General features: G+C 72.4%; 14 protein-coding genes. 6 read left to right on the top strand and 8 right to left on the bottom strand.

Annotated features, from left to right (window positions below):
• Positions 1–4: 4 nt before the first annotated feature.
• A complete protein-coding gene (locus tag ACFWGZ_RS15540) occupies positions 5–832 on the bottom strand; it encodes a M55 family metallopeptidase (RefSeq protein WP_382452173.1) in 828 nt (275 codons plus the stop codon).
• Between the two features lie 43 nt (positions 833–875).
• Between ACFWGZ_RS15540 and ACFWGZ_RS15535 the strand changes: the two genes are divergently transcribed.
• From ACFWGZ_RS15535 to ACFWGZ_RS15520, 4 genes are read left to right on the top strand one after another with little or no spacing between them, the layout of a single operon-like run.
• Positions 876–2,630 carry an ABC transporter substrate-binding protein gene (locus ACFWGZ_RS15535; protein WP_382452172.1) on the top strand — a complete coding sequence of 585 codons (1,755 nt, stop codon included), beginning with the start codon at positions 876–878 and terminating at the stop codon, positions 2,628–2,630.
• A 2-nt stretch (positions 2,631–2,632) separates the two neighbouring features.
• Complete coding sequence (locus ACFWGZ_RS15530) at positions 2,633–3,583, top strand: ABC transporter permease (RefSeq protein ID WP_382452171.1); 951 nt, start codon at positions 2,633–2,635, stop codon at positions 3,581–3,583.
• Entirely contained in the window at positions 3,580–4,404 is an 825-nt protein-coding gene (locus ACFWGZ_RS15525; protein WP_382452170.1) for an ABC transporter permease, read from the top strand. The genes ACFWGZ_RS15530 and ACFWGZ_RS15525 overlap by 4 nt, the downstream gene beginning before the upstream one ends.
• Positions 4,401–5,933, top strand: a complete 1,533-nt coding sequence (locus ACFWGZ_RS15520) for an ATP-binding cassette domain-containing protein (RefSeq protein ID WP_382452169.1) — start codon at positions 4,401–4,403, stop codon at positions 5,931–5,933. The genes ACFWGZ_RS15525 and ACFWGZ_RS15520 overlap by 4 nt, the downstream gene beginning before the upstream one ends.
• Before the next feature lie 19 nt (positions 5,934–5,952).
• Here the strand turns inward: ACFWGZ_RS15520 and ACFWGZ_RS15515 are convergent, their stop codons facing one another.
• Together ACFWGZ_RS15515 and ACFWGZ_RS15510 are read right to left on the bottom strand one after the other, a co-directional pair.
• Complete coding sequence (locus tag ACFWGZ_RS15515) at positions 5,953–8,700, bottom strand: ATP-binding protein (RefSeq protein WP_382452168.1); 2,748 nt, start codon at positions 8,698–8,700, stop codon at positions 5,953–5,955.
• Positions 8,701–8,729: 29 nt separating this feature from the next.
• Positions 8,730–9,122, bottom strand: a complete 393-nt coding sequence (locus tag ACFWGZ_RS15510; protein ID WP_382452167.1) for a cupin domain-containing protein — start codon at positions 9,120–9,122, stop codon at positions 8,730–8,732.
• A 53-nt stretch (positions 9,123–9,175) separates the two neighbouring features.
• Here ACFWGZ_RS15510 and ACFWGZ_RS15505 point away from each other — a divergent pair, with 53 nt between their 5' ends.
• Both ACFWGZ_RS15505 and ACFWGZ_RS15500 read left to right on the top strand, forming a co-directional pair.
• On the top strand, positions 9,176–10,165 hold the full coding sequence (locus tag ACFWGZ_RS15505; protein WP_382452166.1) for a helix-turn-helix domain-containing protein: 990 nt from the start codon (positions 9,176–9,178) through the stop codon (positions 10,163–10,165).
• A 175-nt stretch (positions 10,166–10,340) separates the two neighbouring features.
• A complete protein-coding gene (locus ACFWGZ_RS15500; RefSeq protein WP_382452165.1) occupies positions 10,341–12,473 on the top strand; it encodes a choice-of-anchor P family protein in 2,133 nt (710 codons plus the stop codon).
• A 15-nt stretch (positions 12,474–12,488) separates the two neighbouring features.
• Here ACFWGZ_RS15500 and ACFWGZ_RS15495 read toward each other — a convergent pair whose 3' ends face one another.
• From ACFWGZ_RS15495 to ACFWGZ_RS15475, 5 genes are all read right to left on the bottom strand, one after another.
• On the bottom strand, positions 12,489–13,388 hold the full coding sequence (locus ACFWGZ_RS15495; protein WP_382452164.1) for a GrpB family protein: 900 nt from the start codon (positions 13,386–13,388) through the stop codon (positions 12,489–12,491).
• Positions 13,389–13,421: 33 nt separating this feature from the next.
• Positions 13,422–14,294, bottom strand: coding sequence for a non-homologous end-joining DNA ligase (gene ligD / locus ACFWGZ_RS15490; protein ID WP_382452163.1), 873 nt, complete (start codon positions 14,292–14,294; stop codon positions 13,422–13,424).
• Positions 14,284–15,726, bottom strand: a complete 1,443-nt coding sequence (gene ligD / locus ACFWGZ_RS15485) for a non-homologous end-joining DNA ligase (protein WP_382452162.1) — start codon at positions 15,724–15,726, stop codon at positions 14,284–14,286. The genes ligD (ACFWGZ_RS15490) and ligD (ACFWGZ_RS15485) overlap by 11 nt, the downstream gene beginning before the upstream one ends.
• Positions 15,727–16,548 carry a Ku protein gene (locus tag ACFWGZ_RS15480; protein WP_382452161.1) on the bottom strand — a complete coding sequence of 274 codons (822 nt, stop codon included), beginning with the start codon at positions 16,546–16,548 and terminating at the stop codon, positions 15,727–15,729.
• Between the two features lie 130 nt (positions 16,549–16,678).
• Positions 16,679–17,656: a tyrosine-type recombinase/integrase gene (locus ACFWGZ_RS15475; protein WP_382452160.1), complete on the bottom strand. Its 978-nt coding sequence runs from the start codon at positions 17,654–17,656 to the stop codon at positions 16,679–16,681.
• Positions 17,657–18,312 lie beyond the last annotated feature (656 nt).

Below are 18,312 nucleotides of genomic sequence, written 5' to 3'. Positions count from 1 at the left end.
CGTTTCAGCCGTAGATGCCCTCGATCGCCCCGGCGGCGATGTGCGTGACCACCTTGAACGCCTTCATCGCCTCGGTCATGGACTCGGCGTCAAACCCGACGCGGCGCACGCCGAGGTGCTCGACGGTGGGCACGATGGCGGCGGCGTCGGCGAGGTGGCCGGCGTCGAACTCGACCTCGATGCGGTGCGGGGACAGCCGGGGGCGCACCGGTCCGGCCGAGGCCATCGCCGTGCGGGCGGCGGCGGTGGTGGTTTCGGCGGTGACGGCGGGTGGCAGGCACAGGGCCGCGTACCGCGACACGCAGTTCTTGACCGCCACGAGCTCGGCCGACGGCACGTACCCGGCGGCGTCGACGCACGTGAGGTCGTCGCCGGTGACCAGCAGCACCGGTACGCCGTACTCGGCGGCCAGTGCGGCGTTGAGGTGGCCTTCGGAGGCGGGCACGCCGTCGAGCCACACGCCGGTGATGGAGTTCTCCAGGTAGGTGTGGGCGAGCACGCCGGGGGTGCCGGCGCCGGTGTGGTAGCCGAGGAACACGACCCCGGCGACGTCGTCCTGGACGCCCTGCATCATCGACAGCGGTTTGTGGCGGCCGGTGAGCAGCCGGGCCGACGGGTGCAGGTCCTCGAGCAGCAGGTTGCGCTGCGAGGAGTGGGCCTCGTTGACGACCACCTCCGTCGCGCCGCCCGCGATCAGGCCGGTGACGCAGGCGTTGACGTCGCCGGTGAACAGGCGCCGGAACCGCTGCCACTGCTCGGTACCGGGCACGACGTCCGCGGTCCAGGTGACGCCGGTGGCGCCTTCCATGTCCGCCGAGATCAGGATTCGCACATCTCGGTAAGTTAGCGGCCGGTCACTGGGGAGAGGGGTTGTCGTGCGGGTGAAGTGGGGCGCGTTGGTTGCATTAGCAACGGCGCTGGCGCTGCCGGTACCGCCGGCCGCGGCGCAGGCGCCGGTCGTGCTGAAGGTCGCGATCGTCCAGCAGATCGACTCGCTGAACCCGTTCCTCGCGGTGTTCCAGTCGAGCACGGAGATCAACCGGCTGATGTACGACTCCCTCACGGCCTACTCGGCGCGCGACCAGGCGGTCACCGAGGGCCTGGCGAACCGGTGGGAACCGTCGGCGGACAAGCTCACCTGGACCTTCACCGTGCCCGCGGGCAAGAGGTGGTCCGACGGGCAGCCGATCACCGCGCACGACGTGGCGTTCACCTACAACCTGATGCTCGCCGACGAGGCCGCCCGCACCGCGAACGGCGGCTTCGTCGCCAACTTCGACACCGTCACCGCCCCCGACCCCGCGACGGTGGTCGTGAAGACGAAGGCGCCGCAGGTGACGATGCTCGCGCTGGACATCCCGATCGTGCCCGCGCACGTGTGGGAGCGGGTCGGCAGCGTCAAGGACCACGCCAACGACCGCATGCCGGTGGTGGGCTCGGGCCCGTTCGTGCTGACCGAGCACGTGCCGGGGCAGTTCCTCAAGCTGCGGGCCAACAAGACCTACTGGCGCGGTGCCCCCGCCTACGACGAGCTGCACTTCGTGTACTTCCAGAACTCCGACGCCGCGGTGCGGGCGCTGGGCAAGGGCGAGGTCGACCTGGTCAACCGGATGACGCCGGCCCAGTTCGACTCGCTCGCGGGCAAGGCGGGCGTGACGCGCAACAGGGCGCAGGGCCGCCGCTTCACCGAACTGCTCGTCAACCCCGGCGCGCGGACCCGCACCGGTGAGCCGTTCGGTGACGGCAACCCGGCGTTGCGCGAGGTCGCCGTGCGGCGGGCGATCGCGCAGGCCATCGACCTCGACGCACTGGTGGCGCGGGTCAGCCTCGGCTACGCGGACAGGGGCGCCGGGCTGGTGCCGCCGGTGTTCGCGCAGTGGCACTGGCAGCCCTCGCCCGAGCAGCGGCGCGCGTTCGACCCGGCCGCCGCGAACGCCGCCCTCGACGCGGCGGGCCACCCGCGCGGTGCCGACGGCACCCGGTTCGGGCTGCGGCTGCTCGGCCGGGCGGGACGCGCCTACGACGAGCAGGCCGCCGAGCACCTGAAGCGGTGGATGGCCGACATCGGCGTGCGGCTGGACGTGCGGCTGGTGTCGGACGGCCAGCTCAGCGAGGAGACCACCGCGGCGACCTACGACCTGGCGTTCTCCGGCTGGGCGGCGAACGTGGACCCGGACTTCGTGCTGGGCCTGCACACCTGCGCGCAACGGCCGGGCGCGGACGGCAGGGGCGGTGCGACCGACGCCCACTTCTGCGACGAGACCTACGACCGGCTCTACGCCGAGCAGCTCTCGGAGTTCGACGAGGGCCGCCGCCAGGACCTGGTGCGGCAGCTGCAGGCCCGGTTCCACGACCAGGTGCCCGCGGTGGTGCTGGCCTACGACGACGCGCTGGAGGCCTACCGGTCCGACCGCTTCGCCCGGTTCCCGACGCAGCCCGCGCAGGGCGGTGTGATCATGGGGCAGCACGGCGTGTGGGGTTACTACGGCGCCGAACCGGCCGAGCGGGTCGCCCCGGCTCCGCGCGGGTGGGGCGGGCTCGCGGCGTTCGGTGCGGCGGGCTCGTCGATGCTGATGGCGATCGTGGTCTACCTGCGCCGGCAGCGGGCCACGGCCGGGGAGCGCGAGTAGCGGTGCGGCTGGCCGGTCGGCTCGGGGGTGCCGCGCTGAGCCTGGTGATGGTGGCGGTGCTGGGGTTCTTCCTGTTCCGGGTGCTGCCGGGCGATCCGGTCGTGTCGATGACGCGCGGGCGGCCGACGACGGCGGCGGCGCAGGCCCGGCTGCGGGCGCAGTTCGGCCTGGACCGGCCGCTGCACGAGCAGTTCTGGGACTACGTCACCGCGTTGGCGCGCGGTGACCTGGGGACGTCGTTCACGTTCCGCCGCCCGGTGGCGGAGGTGATCCTCGAGCGGCTCGGGCCGACGGTGCTGCTGGTCGGCACGGCGACGCTGGTCGCGGTGGTGGCGGGGCTGTGGCTCGGGGCGCGGGCGGGCTGGCGGCGCGGCTCGGTGTTCGACCGGGTCACGACGGGGGTGTCGCTGACGCTGTGGGCGGTGCCGACGTTCTGGCTCGGCATGCTGCTGACGATGGCCACGGGTGAGCTGTTCCCGTCGCGGGGGATGCGCGACACCGACACGGCACCGGACTTCGTGTCGCAGTCCCTCGACGTGGCCCACCACCTGGTGCTGCCGTCGGTGACGCTGGTCGCGGTGGTGTGCGCGGAGTACGTGCTGGTGATGCGGTCGTCGGTGCTGGCGGAGGCCGGCGCCGCCTACCTGGTGACGGCGCGGGCGAAGGGGCTGCGCGACGACCTGGTGCGCCGCCGCCACGCCGTGCCGAACGCGGTGCTGCCGGCGGTCACGCTGGTGTTCCTGCGGTTCGGTCTCGTGGTGGGCGGCGCGATCACCACGGAGACGGTGTTCTCGTGGCCGGGCCTGGGGCTGCTGTTCCACGACGCGCTGACCGGGCCGGACTACTTCCTGCTGCAGGGGCTGCTGGTGGTGACGGCGGGCGCGGTCGTGGTGATGAACCTGCTGGCCGACCTGCTGCACGGGCTCCTCGACCCGCGGGTGGAGGCCGGATGAGCGTGTTCGCGCGGCACCGGGCCGGGGTGGCGGGCGCGGCGGTGCTGGCGGTGGCCGTCCTCGTCGCGCTGGTGGCGCCGCTGGTGGTGCCCGCCGACGCCCTCGACGTCACCAGGGTGACCGGTGCGCCGTGGCGGCCACCGGGCGCGGGTCACCTGCTGGGCACCGACCACGCGGGCCGTTCGGTGGCGTTGCTGGTGGTGCGGGGCACGGGGACGTCGTTGTTCGTGGGGCTGACGGCGGCGGCGTTGTCGGTGGGCATCGGCACGCTCGTGGGTGTGCTGAGCGGCTACTTCGGCGGGGTGTTCGCGGGGGTGTTGCTGCGGGTGACGGACTTCTTCCTGGTGCTGCCGTCGCTGGTGCTGGCGATCGCGTTGTCGACGGTGCTGCCGCGCGGGCTGGGCACGATCGTGGTGGCGATCGGGCTGACGAGCTGGCCGTCGACGGCGCGGGTGGTGCGGGCGCAGACGCTGGCGGTGCGGGCCCGGCCGTTCGTGGACCGCGCGCGGGCGCTGGGCGGCGGCCACCTACACGTGATCACCCGGCACGTGCTGCCGTCGGTGGTGCCGCTGGTACTGGTCACCACCACGCTGGCGGTGGCGTCGTCGATCGTGGCGGAGTCGACACTGGCGTTCCTTGGATTGGGCGATCCGACGCGGATCTCGTGGGGCGCGCTGCTGCACCAGGCCCGGTTGCACGGTGCGGTACCGCAGGGCGCGTGGTGGTTCCTGCTGCCGCCGGGACTGGCGATCGTGGTGGTCGTGCTGGCGTTCACGCTCGTCGGCCGCGCCCTCGAGACCGCCGCGGCGCCGGGCGGGTGACCACGGTGCTGGAGCTGCGCAACCTCACCGTCCACTACGGCGGCACCCGCGTCGTCGACGACGTCAGCCTGTCCCTGGCCGCCGGTCAGACCCTGGGCCTGGCGGGCGAGTCCGGGTCGGGCAAGTCGACGGTCGCGCTGTCGGTGCTGCGGCTGCTGCCCCCGACAGCCCGCGTCGGCGGGCAGGTCCTGCTCGACGGCGAGGACGTGCGGACGATGTCGTGGGGACGGCTGCGGGCGGTGCGGTGGGCAGCGGCGTCGATCGTGTTCCAGGGCGCCCAGCACTCGCTCAACCCGGTGCGCCGCGTCGGCGACCAGATCGCCGAGCCGATGCGGCTGCACGGCACCCCCGGCAGCGTCGCCGGCCTGCTGGAGCAGGTGGAGCTGCCGGCCTCGGCGGCGCGGGCGTACCCGCACGAGCTGTCGGGCGGGCAGAAGCAGCGGGCCGTGATCGCGATGGCGCTGGCGTGCGGGCCGCGGCTGGTGGTCGCGGACGAACCGACCACCGCGCTGGACGCGCTCGTGCAGGCCAGGGTGCTGGGCCTGCTGACCCGCCTGGCCGCCGAACGCGGCCTCGCGCTGCTGATGATCAGCCACGACCTGTCCGTGCTCGCCGCGACCTGCGCGGAGCTGGCGGTGCTGCACCGCGGCGCGCTGGTCGAACGCGGCCCCGCCCGCGAGGTGGTCGCCGCTCCCCGGCACCCGCACACCGCGGCGCTGGCGGCGGCGTTCCCGGTGATCGGCGACCCGGCGCACCGCCGGACCGGCCCCGCCCCGGCGCCGGAGCCGTTGTTGCGGGTGCGGGACCTGGTGGTCGACCACGGCCGCACCCGTGCGGTCGACGGCGTGGACCTGGCGGTCGGGCGCGGCGAGGTCGTGGCGCTGGTCGGCGGGTCCGGCTCCGGCAAGACGACCCTGGCCCGCACGATCATGGGCCTGTGCACGCCTGCCTCCGGCCGGATCGACTTCGACGGGGCCCCGGTGCCGTCGAGGGGCCGGGCGCTGCGGGCCTACCGCCGGCAGGTGCAGCTCGTGCCGCAGGACCCGGCGGGCGCCCTCAACCCCCGTCACCGCGTGTACGACGCCGTGGCGGAGGGGCTGCGGGTGCACGGGCTCACCGCCGACGAGCACGCCCGGGTCACGGCCGCGGTGGAGCGGGCGGAGCTGCGCCCGGCGAGCCAGTTCCTGGACGCGGTGCCGCACGAGCTGTCCGGCGGCCAGCAGCAGCGGGTGGTGATCGCCGGGGCGCTGGTGCTGCGGCCCCGGCTGCTGATCGCCGACGAACCCCTCGCGTCGCTGGACGCGTCGGTGCGCGGGGAGGTCGTGGCGCTGCTGCGGCGGCTGCGCGCCGACCTGGGCCTGGCCTGCCTGCTGATCACCCACGACCTGGGGCTGGCGTGGCAGCTCGCCGACCGGGTGGTGGTGCTGCACGAGGGCAGGGTCGTGGAGCAGGGCCCGGCCGAGCAGGTGCTGCTCGCACCGTCGCACGACTACACCCGTGCGCTGGTGCGCGCGGTGCCGGCGCTGTAGAGCGCGGGTCGGGTCGAGCTCACGGGACGGGTCTGGGCTGCAGGGTGGCGAGTTCGGCGCGCACGGCGGTCTCGGTGACGCGGTTGCGCTGCCCGAGCGCCCGGCGCAGCGCCTCCTCGAAGTGCTCGCGCGCCCGGCCGGGGTCGCCGGCGGACCGGGCGATCCGGCCGCGTTGCACCGCGATGTGGCAGCGCATCTCGTCCGGCCCGTACCAGCCTCCCGGCGTCAGCTCCCACGCCCGGTCGCACTCGGCGTAGGCGGTCACGTGGTCGCCGGTGACGCGGGCGAGCTCGGCCAGCCCGAGGTGCGCGCCGGCCTGCACGACCGGTGCTCCCGCACGGCGGGCCAGCGCGAGGCCGAGGCCGAAGTCCGCTGCCGCAGCGGCGAGGTCACCGGCGGCGAGGCGGGTGTGGGCGCGGGTGGTGACCGACTCGGCGGTGTCCTCGGTGGCACCGAGCTCCTCGAGCAGGCCGCGGGCCCGTTCGACGTGCTCGAGCGCCGCGGTGGCGTCGCCCCCGGCCAGCGCGATCTCGCCGAGCTGCCCGAACGCCAGCGCCGCACCCCACCGGTCGCCGACGCGGGTGAACGCCGCCGCACCGCGGCGCAGCAGGTCCTCACCGGTGTGCGGGTCGCCGCTCATGCGGGCGACCAGCCCGTCGCCGACCAGGGCCAGCGCGGCGCTCCACGGGTCGGTGCCGAGCAGTTCGGTGCGGCGGTGCCAGACCTGCGAGTCGTTCTCCGGCGCGCCCAGCGCCATGCCCCACAGCAGGGTCGTGATCGGGTAGCGCGGCGGGGCGTCGAGCGCGGTCATGAGCGCGTCGGCCTGGCGGATGCGGGCGCTCTGGTCGCCGGTCGCGACGGGCCAGGCCGTGAGCAGGCACATCGCGTACTCCTGCTCGTGACCGGCGGGCGGGGTCTCGCCGCACGCGTGCAGCACGGCGTCGGCCTGCTGGGCGGCTTCGGTGCGCAGGCCGCGGAACCAGTGGTAGGTCGCGAGGGCGGCCACGAGCTCCAGGGCCAGCCGGTGGTCGTGCCCGGTGGCCCAGCGGACGGCGGCGGCGAGGTTGTCGTGCTCGGCGGTGAGCCGGGTGAGCCATTCGACCTGGTCGTGGCCGCGCAGGTGCGGTTCGGCCTCGCGGGCCTGCGCGAGGAACCAGCGGGCGTGCCGCTCGCGCAGGTCGGGTGCGTGCCCGGCGCAGAACGCGCGGATGGTGTCGAGCATCCGGTACCGGTCGCCGCTGATCTCGACGAGGGACTTGTCGACCAGCGAGGTCAGGGTGTCGACGTCGGAGCCGGTGACGGCGGTGACGGCGTCGAGGCGGGCGCCGCCGGAGAAGACGGTGAAGCGGGCGGCGAGGTCGCGTTCGGCGTCGTCGAGCAGGTCCCAGCTCCACTCGACGACGGCGTGCAGCGTGCGGTGGCGGGGCGCGGCGGTGCGGCTGCCCTTCGACAGCAGCCGGAACCGGTCGTCCAGGCGCGCGGTGATCTCGGCCAGCGGCAGGGTGCGCACGCGGGCGGCGGCCAGTTCGACGGCCAGGGCGATGCCGTCCAGCCGCCGGCACACCTCGGCCACGACGCCGGCGGGTGCGGTGAAGCCGGGCTGGACGGCCTGGGCGCGGTCGAGGAACAGCCGCGTGGCGGACTCGTCGTCCAGGGCGGCGACCGGGCTGAGGACCTCGCCGGTGATGCCGAGCGGTTCGCGGCTGGTCGCGAGCACCCGCACCCCGGGGCAGGCGGCCAGCAGGGACCCGAGCACGCGGGCGGCGTCGTCGACGACGTGTTCGCAGTTGTCGACGACGAGCAGGACCGCACGGCCGGCCAGGGCGGCGCGCAGCCGCTGCTCGGCGCCGACGGGCGCGGCGGAGAGCAGCCCGGACTCGCGGACGCCGATGCCGCCGAGCAGGGTGCGGGCGACCTCGGTGGTGGCGCTGAGGTCGACGAACGCCACCTCGCCGGGGTCGCGGCGGGCGACCTCGACGGCGAGCCGGGTCTTGCCGGTGCCGCCGGGGCCGGTGAGCGTGACGAGGCGGTGGCCGCGCAACCACCGGCTGACGCGGCGCAGGTCGTCGTCGCGGCCGACGAAGCTGGTCAGCTGGGCGGGCAGGCCCCGGTGCGGCGGCGCGGGCCGCAGCAGCTCGAGGTGGGCGGCGGCCAGCGCGGGGGAGGGATCGACGCCGAGCTCGTCGGCCAGCAGCTCCCGGCCCTGCGCGAACACCTGCAACGCCTCGGGGGTGCGGCCGTCGCGGTGCAGGGCGCGCATCAGCGCCGCCCGCACGTCCTCGCGCAGCGGGTGCTCGGCGAGGACCTGGCGCAGGTCGTCCTCGGTCCCGCCGGACAGCGTGCAGTCGATGAGCACTTCCGCCAGCCGCTGCCGCGCCTGCCCCGCGAAGGGCGCGTCGACGTCGGCCAGCGCCGGGCCGCGCCACAACGCGAGCGCCTCCGCGCCCCGCCCGGCCTCCAGCAGCTCGGTGCACCGGTGGACGTCGACGTCGGACGGGGCGGCGGCGAGCCGGTAGCCGGCGGGGTGGTGCTCGACGACGAGGCCGGGCACGGACCGGCGCAACCGCGAGACCTGGGACTGCAACGCGTTGGCGGCACCGGCGGGCGGCGCGGGGTACAGGCCGTCGACCAGCCGGTCGTGGCCGACGACGCGGCCCGCGTCGAGCGCCAGCAGCGCGAGCAGCGCCCGTTGCCGGGGTGCGGCGACGGTGATCACCGCCCCCTGCTCGTCGTACACCTCGACCGGCCCCAGCACCCCGAACCTCACGCCGCGTGATTCTTCCGCACCGCGCGGTGTCAGGGGACGAGTTCGTGCCCGGCGGTCGAGTCCACGTGGCCGGGCACGGGGTCGTGGTGGTCGCCGGTGGTCATGGTGCCGGTGGGTTCGAACATCAGGATCGACGCGCCGTGCGGGGCGGCCGGCTTGTGGTAGGTGCCGCGGGGCACGGTGAACACCTGCCCGCGGGCCAGCACGACGGTCCGTTCGCCGCCGGGTTCGCGCAGGCCGAGGTGCAGCTCGCCGTGAAGGACGAGGAAGAACTCGTCGGTGTGGTCGTGGACGTGCCAGACGTGCTCGCCGTCGACCTTGGCGATGCGCACGTCGTAGTCGTTGACGCGGGTCACGATCCGCGGGCTCCACAAGGCGTCGAACGACGCGAGGGCGGTGTCGAGAGAGATGGGTTCGGTCACGCCGAACAGCGTGGCCGTTGTCGCCTCGCCGGCGTGAGTGCTAGGAATCGCACATGCCGCAAGAATCCTCGCACCGGGTCGTGGTGCTCGTCGACGAGAACTCCAACCCGTTCGAGCTCGGCTGCACCATCGAGATCTTCGGCCTGCGCCGCCCCGAGCTCGGCCGCGACCTCTACGACTTCCGGCTGTGCGCGGCCCAGCCCGCCACCGCCATGCGCGACGGGTTCTTCACCCTCACCGGCGTCGCGGGCCTCGACGCGGCCGACACCGCCGACACGCTCATCGTGCCGAACCGGCCCGACGTCGCCACCCCGCGCAGCCCCGCCGTCCTCGACGCCGTCCGCCGCGCCCACGCCCGCGGCGCCCGCCTGGTGGGCTGCTGCAGCGGCGCGTTCACCCTCGCCGAAGCCGGCGTCCTCGACGGCCGCCGCGCCACCGCCCACTGGCAGTGGGCCGGCGAGTTCCGCGCCCGCTTCCCGGCCGTGCGGCTGGAACCGGACGTGCTGTTCGTCGACGACGGCGACATCCTCACCTCCGCCGGCAGCGCCGCCGCCCTCGACCTCGGCCTGCACCTGGTGCGCCGCGACCACGGCGCCGAGATCGCCAACTCCGTGAGCCGCCGCCTCGTCTTCGCCGCCCACCGCGACGGCGGGCAACGCCAGTTCGTCCAGCGCCCGGTGCCCGAACTGCCCGGCGAGTCCCTCGCACCGCTGCTCGCGTGGGCGCAGGAGCACCTCGACACCGCGCTCACCGTCACCGGCCTGGCCACCCGCGCGAACGTCAGCCCCGCGACGCTGCACCGCCGCTTCCAGGCCCAGCTCGGCACCACCCCGCTCGCGTGGCTCACCGGCGAACGCGTCACCCTGGCGTGCCGGCTGATCGAACTGGGGGAGCCGCGCCTGGACGTCGTGGCCCGCCGCACCGGCCTGGGCACCGCCGCGAACCTGCGCGCGGTGATGCGCCGCGAGACCGGCCTGAGCCCGTCGGACTACCGCCGCAGGTTCGGGCCGAACGGCCCGCAACTCAATCCCCTGAACAGCTGAACACCCGCCACGAACCGCTGAACGCCGCACACCCCGCTCACGCCTGGACCGTAACCCCCGCACTGCTCCGAATGGTCTATTCGGCTGCGCAATGTGGTGACCCCCTGTATTCGAGTCGGCACGTGCGGTCTCCTTCCGGTGGGTCGGGGGACCTCAGCCAGTTGAGCGGAGCACCATGAGACGCACCATCACGGTCACAGCCGCACTGACGGCCACCGTGGCACTCGCCATCCCAGCGCACGCCGCCGCCGGCAACCTGCCCGGCGGCACCAGCATCGGCGTCACCATCACCGGCCCCGCCGACAACACCGTGGTCGTGCCCGGCCCCGTCACCGTGACGGGCAAGGCCTCGATCGGCACCGGCGTCGCGGTCGTCGACACCGCCCTGACCTACGTGCTCGACGTGTCCGGCTCCACCCAGACCGGCGTCGCCGCGGGCTGCGGCGGCGACCAGAACGGCGACGGCCAGCCCGCCACCATCCTCGACTGCGAGATCGCCGCCGCCCGCGCCCTCAACGCCAAAGCCGCCGTCCCCAACACCGTCGTCGGCAACGTCGGCGCCGCCGTGTTCGGCGCCAGCGGCCAGTCCGCCGACGTCAGCCCCGCCGCCGGCGACCAGAAGATCACCCCGCCCGCCGCGGACGCCAACGGCAACGGCACCACCGACATCTCCGAAGTCCTCGGCAGCGCCTACATCAGCGGCGGCGTGAACCTGTTCACCGCCCGCAGCGCCGGCGGCAGCACCAACTTCGTCGGCGGCCTCAACGCCGGCATCTCCTCCGCCACCGCCGCACCCCAGGCCCGCAAGCTCATGGTGTTCTTCTCCGACGGAGGCTCCTCCGACGCCGGCACCGTCGACGCCGCCCTGCAGGACGCCGTCGACGCCGGCATCACGATCTTCACCTTCGCCATCTCCAACGGCGCCGCCTGCACCAACAACGGCTCCCAGGGCTCCCTGCGCAAGATCGCCGAGACCACCGGCGGCACCTGCACCGACGTCCCGAACGTCGCCCAGCTGCCCGACGTCGTGCCCGGCGTCATCGCCTCCAAGCTCACCGCCCTCACGCTCAAGGTCGACAACGGCGCCGACATCCCGGTCACCTCGATCACCCCGGGCCTGCCCCAGGACGGCCCCGCCACCGTCGACTACACCGTCGACACCCCGGCCCTGACCGCCGGCACCCACGAACTGTGCGTCACCGCGCGCGGCACCGACGGCGGCGGAGCCGGTGACGTCACCGAGTGCACCACGGTCATCGTCAACGCCCCGCCCGTCGTCACCCCCGGCGGCCCCTACGCGGGCCAGGAAGGCACCGGCGTCGGCCTCGCCGGCCAGGTCACCGACCCCGACGGCCCCGCGCTGACCACCACCTGGAGCGCCGCACCGCAGTCCGGCGTCGACGCGGGCGCCACCTGCTCCTTCGGCAACCCCGCCGCCCAGACCACCACCGTCAAGTGCACCGATGACGGGGTCTGGACGCTCACCCTCACCGCCAACGACGGCGTGAACCCGCCCGTCGCCCAGACCACCACGCTCACCCTGGCCAACGTCGCCCCGCAGGTCACCCTCAACGCCGACAAGACGCTCGTCACCCGCGGCACCACCGTCAACTTCAGCGCGCCGTTCACCGACATCGCCACCAACGACAAGCACACCTGCACCCTGAACTTCGACGACGGCAGCCCCACCGTCAACGGCACCGTCGCCCAGGGCACCGGCAGCGGCACCTGCACCGCCTCCCGCACCTTCACCGCCCTCGGCGCGCACAACGTCCTGGTCACCGTCACCGACGACGACGGCGGCTCCGCCACCGCCACCCTCAAGGTCGTCGTCTACCTGCGCGGCGAGGCCTGGGCCCTCAACGCCACCGGCCTCATCGGCATCGCCAAGACCCCGCACGCCCAGTGCCCGCCCAACGAGGACAAGACCGTCGCCACCGTGAACGTCCTCGGCCTCGCCTCCGTCAACGCCCTGCACGCCGACTGCACCCTCGACGCCACCACCGGCCGCACCGTCGCCCAGGCCCGCGTTGAAGGCGCCAGCCTGCTCGGCGGCGCCATCACCCTCAACGCCCTCGAGGCCAAGTGCGTGAGCGACGCGAACGGCATCACCGGCTCGTCCAAGGTCGGCACCCTCAACGGCCAGCCCATCGGCACCGCCCCCGCCACCATCGGCATCCCCGGCGTCGCCACCGTCCACCTCAACGAGACCACCACCGCACCGAACGGCCAGCTCGTCCAGAACGCCGTCCGCGTCCGCACCCTGCTCGGCCAGGAGATCATCCTCAGCGCCTGCCGCCTCGGCTGACCAAGCCCCGGCCCATCAGGCCAGCGCCCGCAGGATGATCCGCTCGACCACGCGCGTCTTGGCATCGGCGTAGTCCTGGACCCTGTCCCAGGACTCGCCCGCCAAGGCGCGCTTGGTCCGTTCGTACTCCTCCCGAGCCCCGTCGTCACCGCGCAGGAAGTCGCGGAACACCAGCATCCGGTCGACCTCCTCGCACGCGGGGGAGAAGACGTGCAGGTTCACGTCCGGGTCCTCGTGCCGCTTGAGCAACCGGTGCTCGTACCAGCCGTGCTCCAGCCGCAGCACCACCCCGCCCAGCGCCGCACGGATCCGCGCCTCCTCGACCGCGTACCACCGCGCCCACACCGCGTCGTACTCCTGCAGCACGACACGCACGTCCGACCTCGTCGGCGTCAAGTACTCCACGTCATCCGACGGCAACCGCCACTCGACATACGCCCGCTCCAGGACGTCCAGCACCACACCGCTCTTCGCGTTCGCGTAGTCCTGCACCGACGCCCAGTCCGACTCCGCCAGCCGCCGCTTCGCCGCCGCGTACAGCTCCCGGTCCGCCTCGTGCGCCCGCAACCAGTCCCGGAACACCAGATGCCGCCGGACCTGCGCACACCCCCGCGAGAACACGTGCAGGTTGATGTTCGTGTCCGGCCCCTTCACAACCCGGTGGTGGTGCCACTCGTCCTCACGCACCACCACCCGGTACCCCGCGGCCTCCAACACCGGCACGTACGACGCCTCATCCGCCGCGTCACCCACCACCAGCATCAGGTCCACCACCGGCTTCGCGCACAACCCCGGCACCGACGTCGACCCGACGTGCTCCACCTCGGCACCCGGCAACGCCGCCACCACCCGCCCGCGTTCCCGTTCGAAGAGCCCCGGCCACGCGGGGTCGTACTCGGCGAGCTCGATCTTCACGGCAAACCCCCTCGTAGGCAGTCGGCCAGAATATCAACCCCCGAACAACTCACCCGCCACGTCGACCCGCTCCAGCACCTCGTCAGCCGTGAACACCAGGTCCTCCACCACCCGGCACTCCTCGACCTCGTCCCACGTGACCGGCGCCGACACCGCGGGCTTCTCCCGCGCCCGCAACGAGTACGGCGCCACCGTCGTCTTCGCCGGATTGTTCTGCGACCAGTCGATCAGCACCTTCCCGGTGCGCTGCGCCCTCGCCATCGTCGACACGACCAGCTCCGGATGCTCCCTCGCCAGCCGCCGCGCCACCCCCTTCGCGTACTCCGCCGTGTCCTTCGCCGGCGCGTACGCGTACACCTGCAACCCCTTGTTCCCCGACGTCTTCGCCCACGCGTCCACACCGTCGTCGTCCAGCACCGTCCGCACCAGCTCCGCCACCCGGCAGCACTGCACCAACGACGCCGGCGCACCCGGATCCAGGTCGAACACCAGCAGATCCGGATCCCGCTTGCCCCCGCGCGGCCCCACCGTCCACTGCGGCACGTGCAACTCCAGCGCCGCCAGGTTCGCCAGCCACACCAGCGTCGCCAGCTCGTCGACCACCACGTGGTTGACGGTCTCGTTGCCCTTCGTGCTGCCCGGCGACTCCAGCCGCACCGTCCGCACCCACTCGGGACGGTGCTCCGGGGCGTTCTTCTCGAAGAACCACTTCCCGTCCACCCCGTTCGGATACCGCTTCGTCGTCACCGGCCGGTCCTTCAGGTGGGGGAGCAGCACCGGCGCGATCCGGGTGTAGTAGTCGATCACCTCACCCTTGGAGAACCCGAACTCCGGGTACAGCACCTTGTCCAGGTTCGTCAGCTTCAGCACCCGGCCCTCGACCCGGACACTGACCTCACCGCTCACCGCGCCGCACCTCCCCGGGCGACTTGTCCGGCCGCAACCCCCGCCACGCCGGGAACCGCATCCGCCCGTCCGGCGTCCACTGCCGGAACACCACCTCCGCCACCAGCTCCGGCTCCACCCACCTCGCGCCCCTGGACCTCTCCCTCGGCATCTCCGTCACGAACGGCGACGACCCGCGCGCCAACGCCTCCAACCGCGGCGTCAGCACCGCCAGCTCCGCGTCGTTGAACCCGGTCCCCACCGACCCCGCGAACGCCAGCCCACCGTCGCACGGAATACCCAGCAACAACGCCCCGATCACCCCGGCCCGCTTGCCCTCACCCATCCGCCACCCCCCGATGACCACCTCCTGCGCCATCAAATCGGTGATCTTGCGCCACACCGGCGACCGCGACCCCGGCACGTACACCGAGTCCAGCCGCTTCGCCACCACCCCCTCGAGCCCCTGCTCCCGGCTCGCCGCCAGCACCGCCGCCCCGTCCTCGTCATAAGACGGGGGAGTCAGCCAATGCGACCCCTTCAGCTCAAGCCCGCGCAACAACTCCCGCCGCTGCCGAAACGGCAGGTGCAACAACGACGTGCCGTCCAGGTGCAGCAGATCGAACAACAGCAACGTCACCGGGAACTGCCGCGCAGCCCGCCGCGCGGCATCGGACCTGCTCACGTGCATCCGGTTCTGCAACGCGCTGAAACTCGGCCGCCCGTCCCGCAACGCCACGATCTCCCCGTCCAGCAACGCCTCCGTCGACCCCAGCTGCTCACCCACACCCTGCAACTCCGGATACGCCACCGTGACGTCGTTGCCCAGCCGCGACCACCCCTGCACCCGGCCACCCTCGACCCGCAGGATCGCCCGCACACCGTCCCACTTGAACTCGTACGCCCACTGGTCGTCATCGTCGTGGGGGAGCGGCCCCGGCACCGCCAGCATCGGCCTGACCTGCTCCGGCAACACCTGCCAGTCCGGCCGCGCCGCCGCGTGCCGCCGCTTCACCATCCAGTTCTTCCCGTCGTTCCCCGACCGGAAGAACACGAACTGACCCTCGACGCGGTGCCCGTGCAGGACGACGTCGACCTCGCGGTCCGACCACTTCACCGTCTCGTAGCGGCCGCTGTCCCAGATGAACATCTCGCCGCCGCCGTACTCACCCTTCGGAATCTCACCCGAGAACTCCGCATACTCCACAGGGTGGTCCTCGGTGTGCACAGCAAGCCTGACCACATCGGTCGTCGGCGGCAGCCCCTTCGGCACCGCCCACGACACCAGCACACCACCACGCTCCAGCCGCACATCCCAATGCAGGCTCGACGCGTGGTGCTCCTGGATCACGAACGTGTCATCGTCACCCCGGGGCAGATCCCCAGCACCCGGCACGGGCTCCGGCGTCCTGGCCGGATCCCGCTTGCGCCGGTACTCGTCGAGCCCGGCCATCTACGCCGACGAGGCCTTCTTCTTGGGCGGCGCCTTCTTCGTGCTCTTCCGCCCCGCCTTCGCCTTCTCCACACTGCGCTCCAGAGCCGTCATCAGATCGATGACATCACCCTTGTCCTCGGCCTCCGGCTGCTCGGGCAACTCCGCACCCTCCGCCTTCGCCGCGATCACCTTCTCCAGCGCATCCCGGTAGTCGTCGGTGAACGAGTCCGGATCGAAGTCACCCGCCATCGACTCCACCAGCGACGTCGCCATCTTCAACTCCTGCGGCCGCACCTCGACGTCGGACTCCAGGAAGTCGAACTCCGCCTTCCGGATCTCGTCCGGCCACAACATCGTGTGCATCACCAGCACGTCATCACGCGCCCGGATCGTCGCCAGCGTCTCCTTCTGCCGGATCGTGATCTTCACGACCGCCAGCTGACCCGTCTTCACCAACGCATCCCTGAGCAGCACGTACGGCCGCGCCGCCGCCTTGTCCGGCTCCAGGTAGTACGTCTTCTGGAAGTAGATCGGATCGATCTCCTCCGCCGGCACGAACTCCAGCACGTCGATCGACTTGTCCGTCTTCACCGGCAACTTCTCGAAGTCCTCGTTCTCCATCACCACCATCCGGCCGTCGTCCAACTCGTAGCCCTTGGTGATGTCCGAGAACTCGACCTCGGCACCGCACACCGAACAGACGCGCTTGTACCTGATGCGCCCACCGTCCTCGCGGTGCACCTGGTTGAACCGGAAGTCGTGCTCCTCGACAGCCGTGTAAAGGCGCACGGCGATCGTCACCAACCCGAAGGAGATGGCCCCACGCCACACGGATCTCATCCTCATTGGGTACCCCTGAAATGCGGTTTTCGCACTCTCAGATCACCCACACGGCCTAACCCACCGGCAACCGGGCGACCCCCGACGTCACACACGCACCCCGAGAGTCCCGCACGCCGCTGGAACCCCGCTAGATGTCCTTCAACGCCCGATACGTCCTGTTGCTCGCCACCGCCGCCCGCCGCTCCCGCGCCGTCGCCTCGATGTAGTTCTGACTCGTCGCCAGACTCGCGTGCCCCAGCAACGCCATGATCTCGCTCGCCGACGCCCCGTCCTCCGCCAGCCGCGTCGCGAACGTGTGCCGCAACGCGTGCAGGTTCGCCCCCGTCGGCACCCGGTCGTTCAACCCCGCCCACCGGAAGCACGACTTCACCAGGTACTCGAGCCCACCCCGCCCGATCGGCTCACCGTGCCGGTCCCGCAGCAACGCGCTGTCCCGGTCGAACCGCCCCTGCGGGAACCGCCGCCGGCAACTCCGCAGGTACTCGTCCACGATCCGCTCCATCGGCGGCTCGATCGGCACACTCCGGTCCCGGTTGCCCTTGCCCTTCACGTGCAACCGCCGATCACCCTCCCGCCCCACCACGCTCGCCAGCGTCAACGTCCGCATCTCCGCGCTGCGCAGACCCGCGACCAGCCCCAGCGCGATCACCAGCACGTCGCGCTCCGGCCACGGGTCACGCCCCTTGCTCGCCCCCTCCGCCGCCGCCGTGAGCAACTGCTCGGGGGTGTCCTCACCCCGCAGCGGCTTGGGGACCAGGGGAGGCGTCTTGGGACGCGCGACAGCGCCCATCGGGTTGCCGGCGATGAGGTCCTCGGCCACGCAGAACGTCAGGAACTGGTTCCACGTCGACCAGGCCCGCAGCACCGAGCTCTTGGCGTGCGTGTCCGCGAACAACCCGAAAGCGTGACGCAGGTTCGAGCCCGTCAGGTCCTGCACCACCAGGTCCTGCACGGGGGAGAGGAGCGCCTCGGCCAGGAGGGTGTTCACGCCGGAGAGGTCCCGCCGGTAGGCCGCTGTGGTGTGCGGGGAGTCCTTGCGGGTCCGGCGGGCGAGGAAGAAGGCGTCCTGGGCGGCGAGCACGTGCATATGGATCTTGTACCGCACGACACCGACAATTCCGCTCGCCGTGCTGGATAATGGCGATTATGCATGAAATGTCCGTTTCGACCGGGTTCGCCGGGCGCTGGACCAAAGGGTGTCACTTGTCGGGGATCGTGAGCGTAATGGCGCCACTCTGCGTACGTCTCTACTGACGACTCGACGGTGCCGACCGCGCTCCAGCACCGTCGGGGGCGAGATGGTGAGGCGTCTGCAGGGACGGCCGGCCTGCCCGTCGGGCGGTGTCTGCAGACGCACCATCACATGCCGCGAAACCCCTTCCGACGATGATCTTCGCAGGTCGCCGTTTCGCCGATAATCTACATTATGTCAAGTAAAGTGGATGCGGCCGTCCTGGGACGCTCTCCCGGACCCCCGGCGACCCGCTTTGCGTCGCCGCGCTCGCACCGCCGTTCGCGTCATCACCCGTTCGTGGGCCGCCGTCTTCTGTGAGCGCGATCCTCACGGCGTTTCGGTGCACGCCGGCGCGCCTGTGTGCGGGCTCCGGTGCTACCGCGCTTCTGTGTTCGCGTTCTTTCGTCACCGTGGCGTTAGCTGTGGCAGGCTCCGCGTTCGTGATCGACGACTTCGCGAAGCGGTACCTGCACGACGACCTGGGGTCTGTCAAACGAACGGTGTAACTCGGGTTGAAGGAAACTACT

The sequence above is a fragment of the Lentzea sp. NPDC060358 genome (assembly GCF_042725365.1).
GTDB lineage: Bacteria > Actinomycetota > Actinomycetes > Mycobacteriales > Pseudonocardiaceae > Lentzea.
Note: the sequence above shows the minus strand (reverse complement) of the source record. Positions and strands in the feature narration are given on the sequence as shown.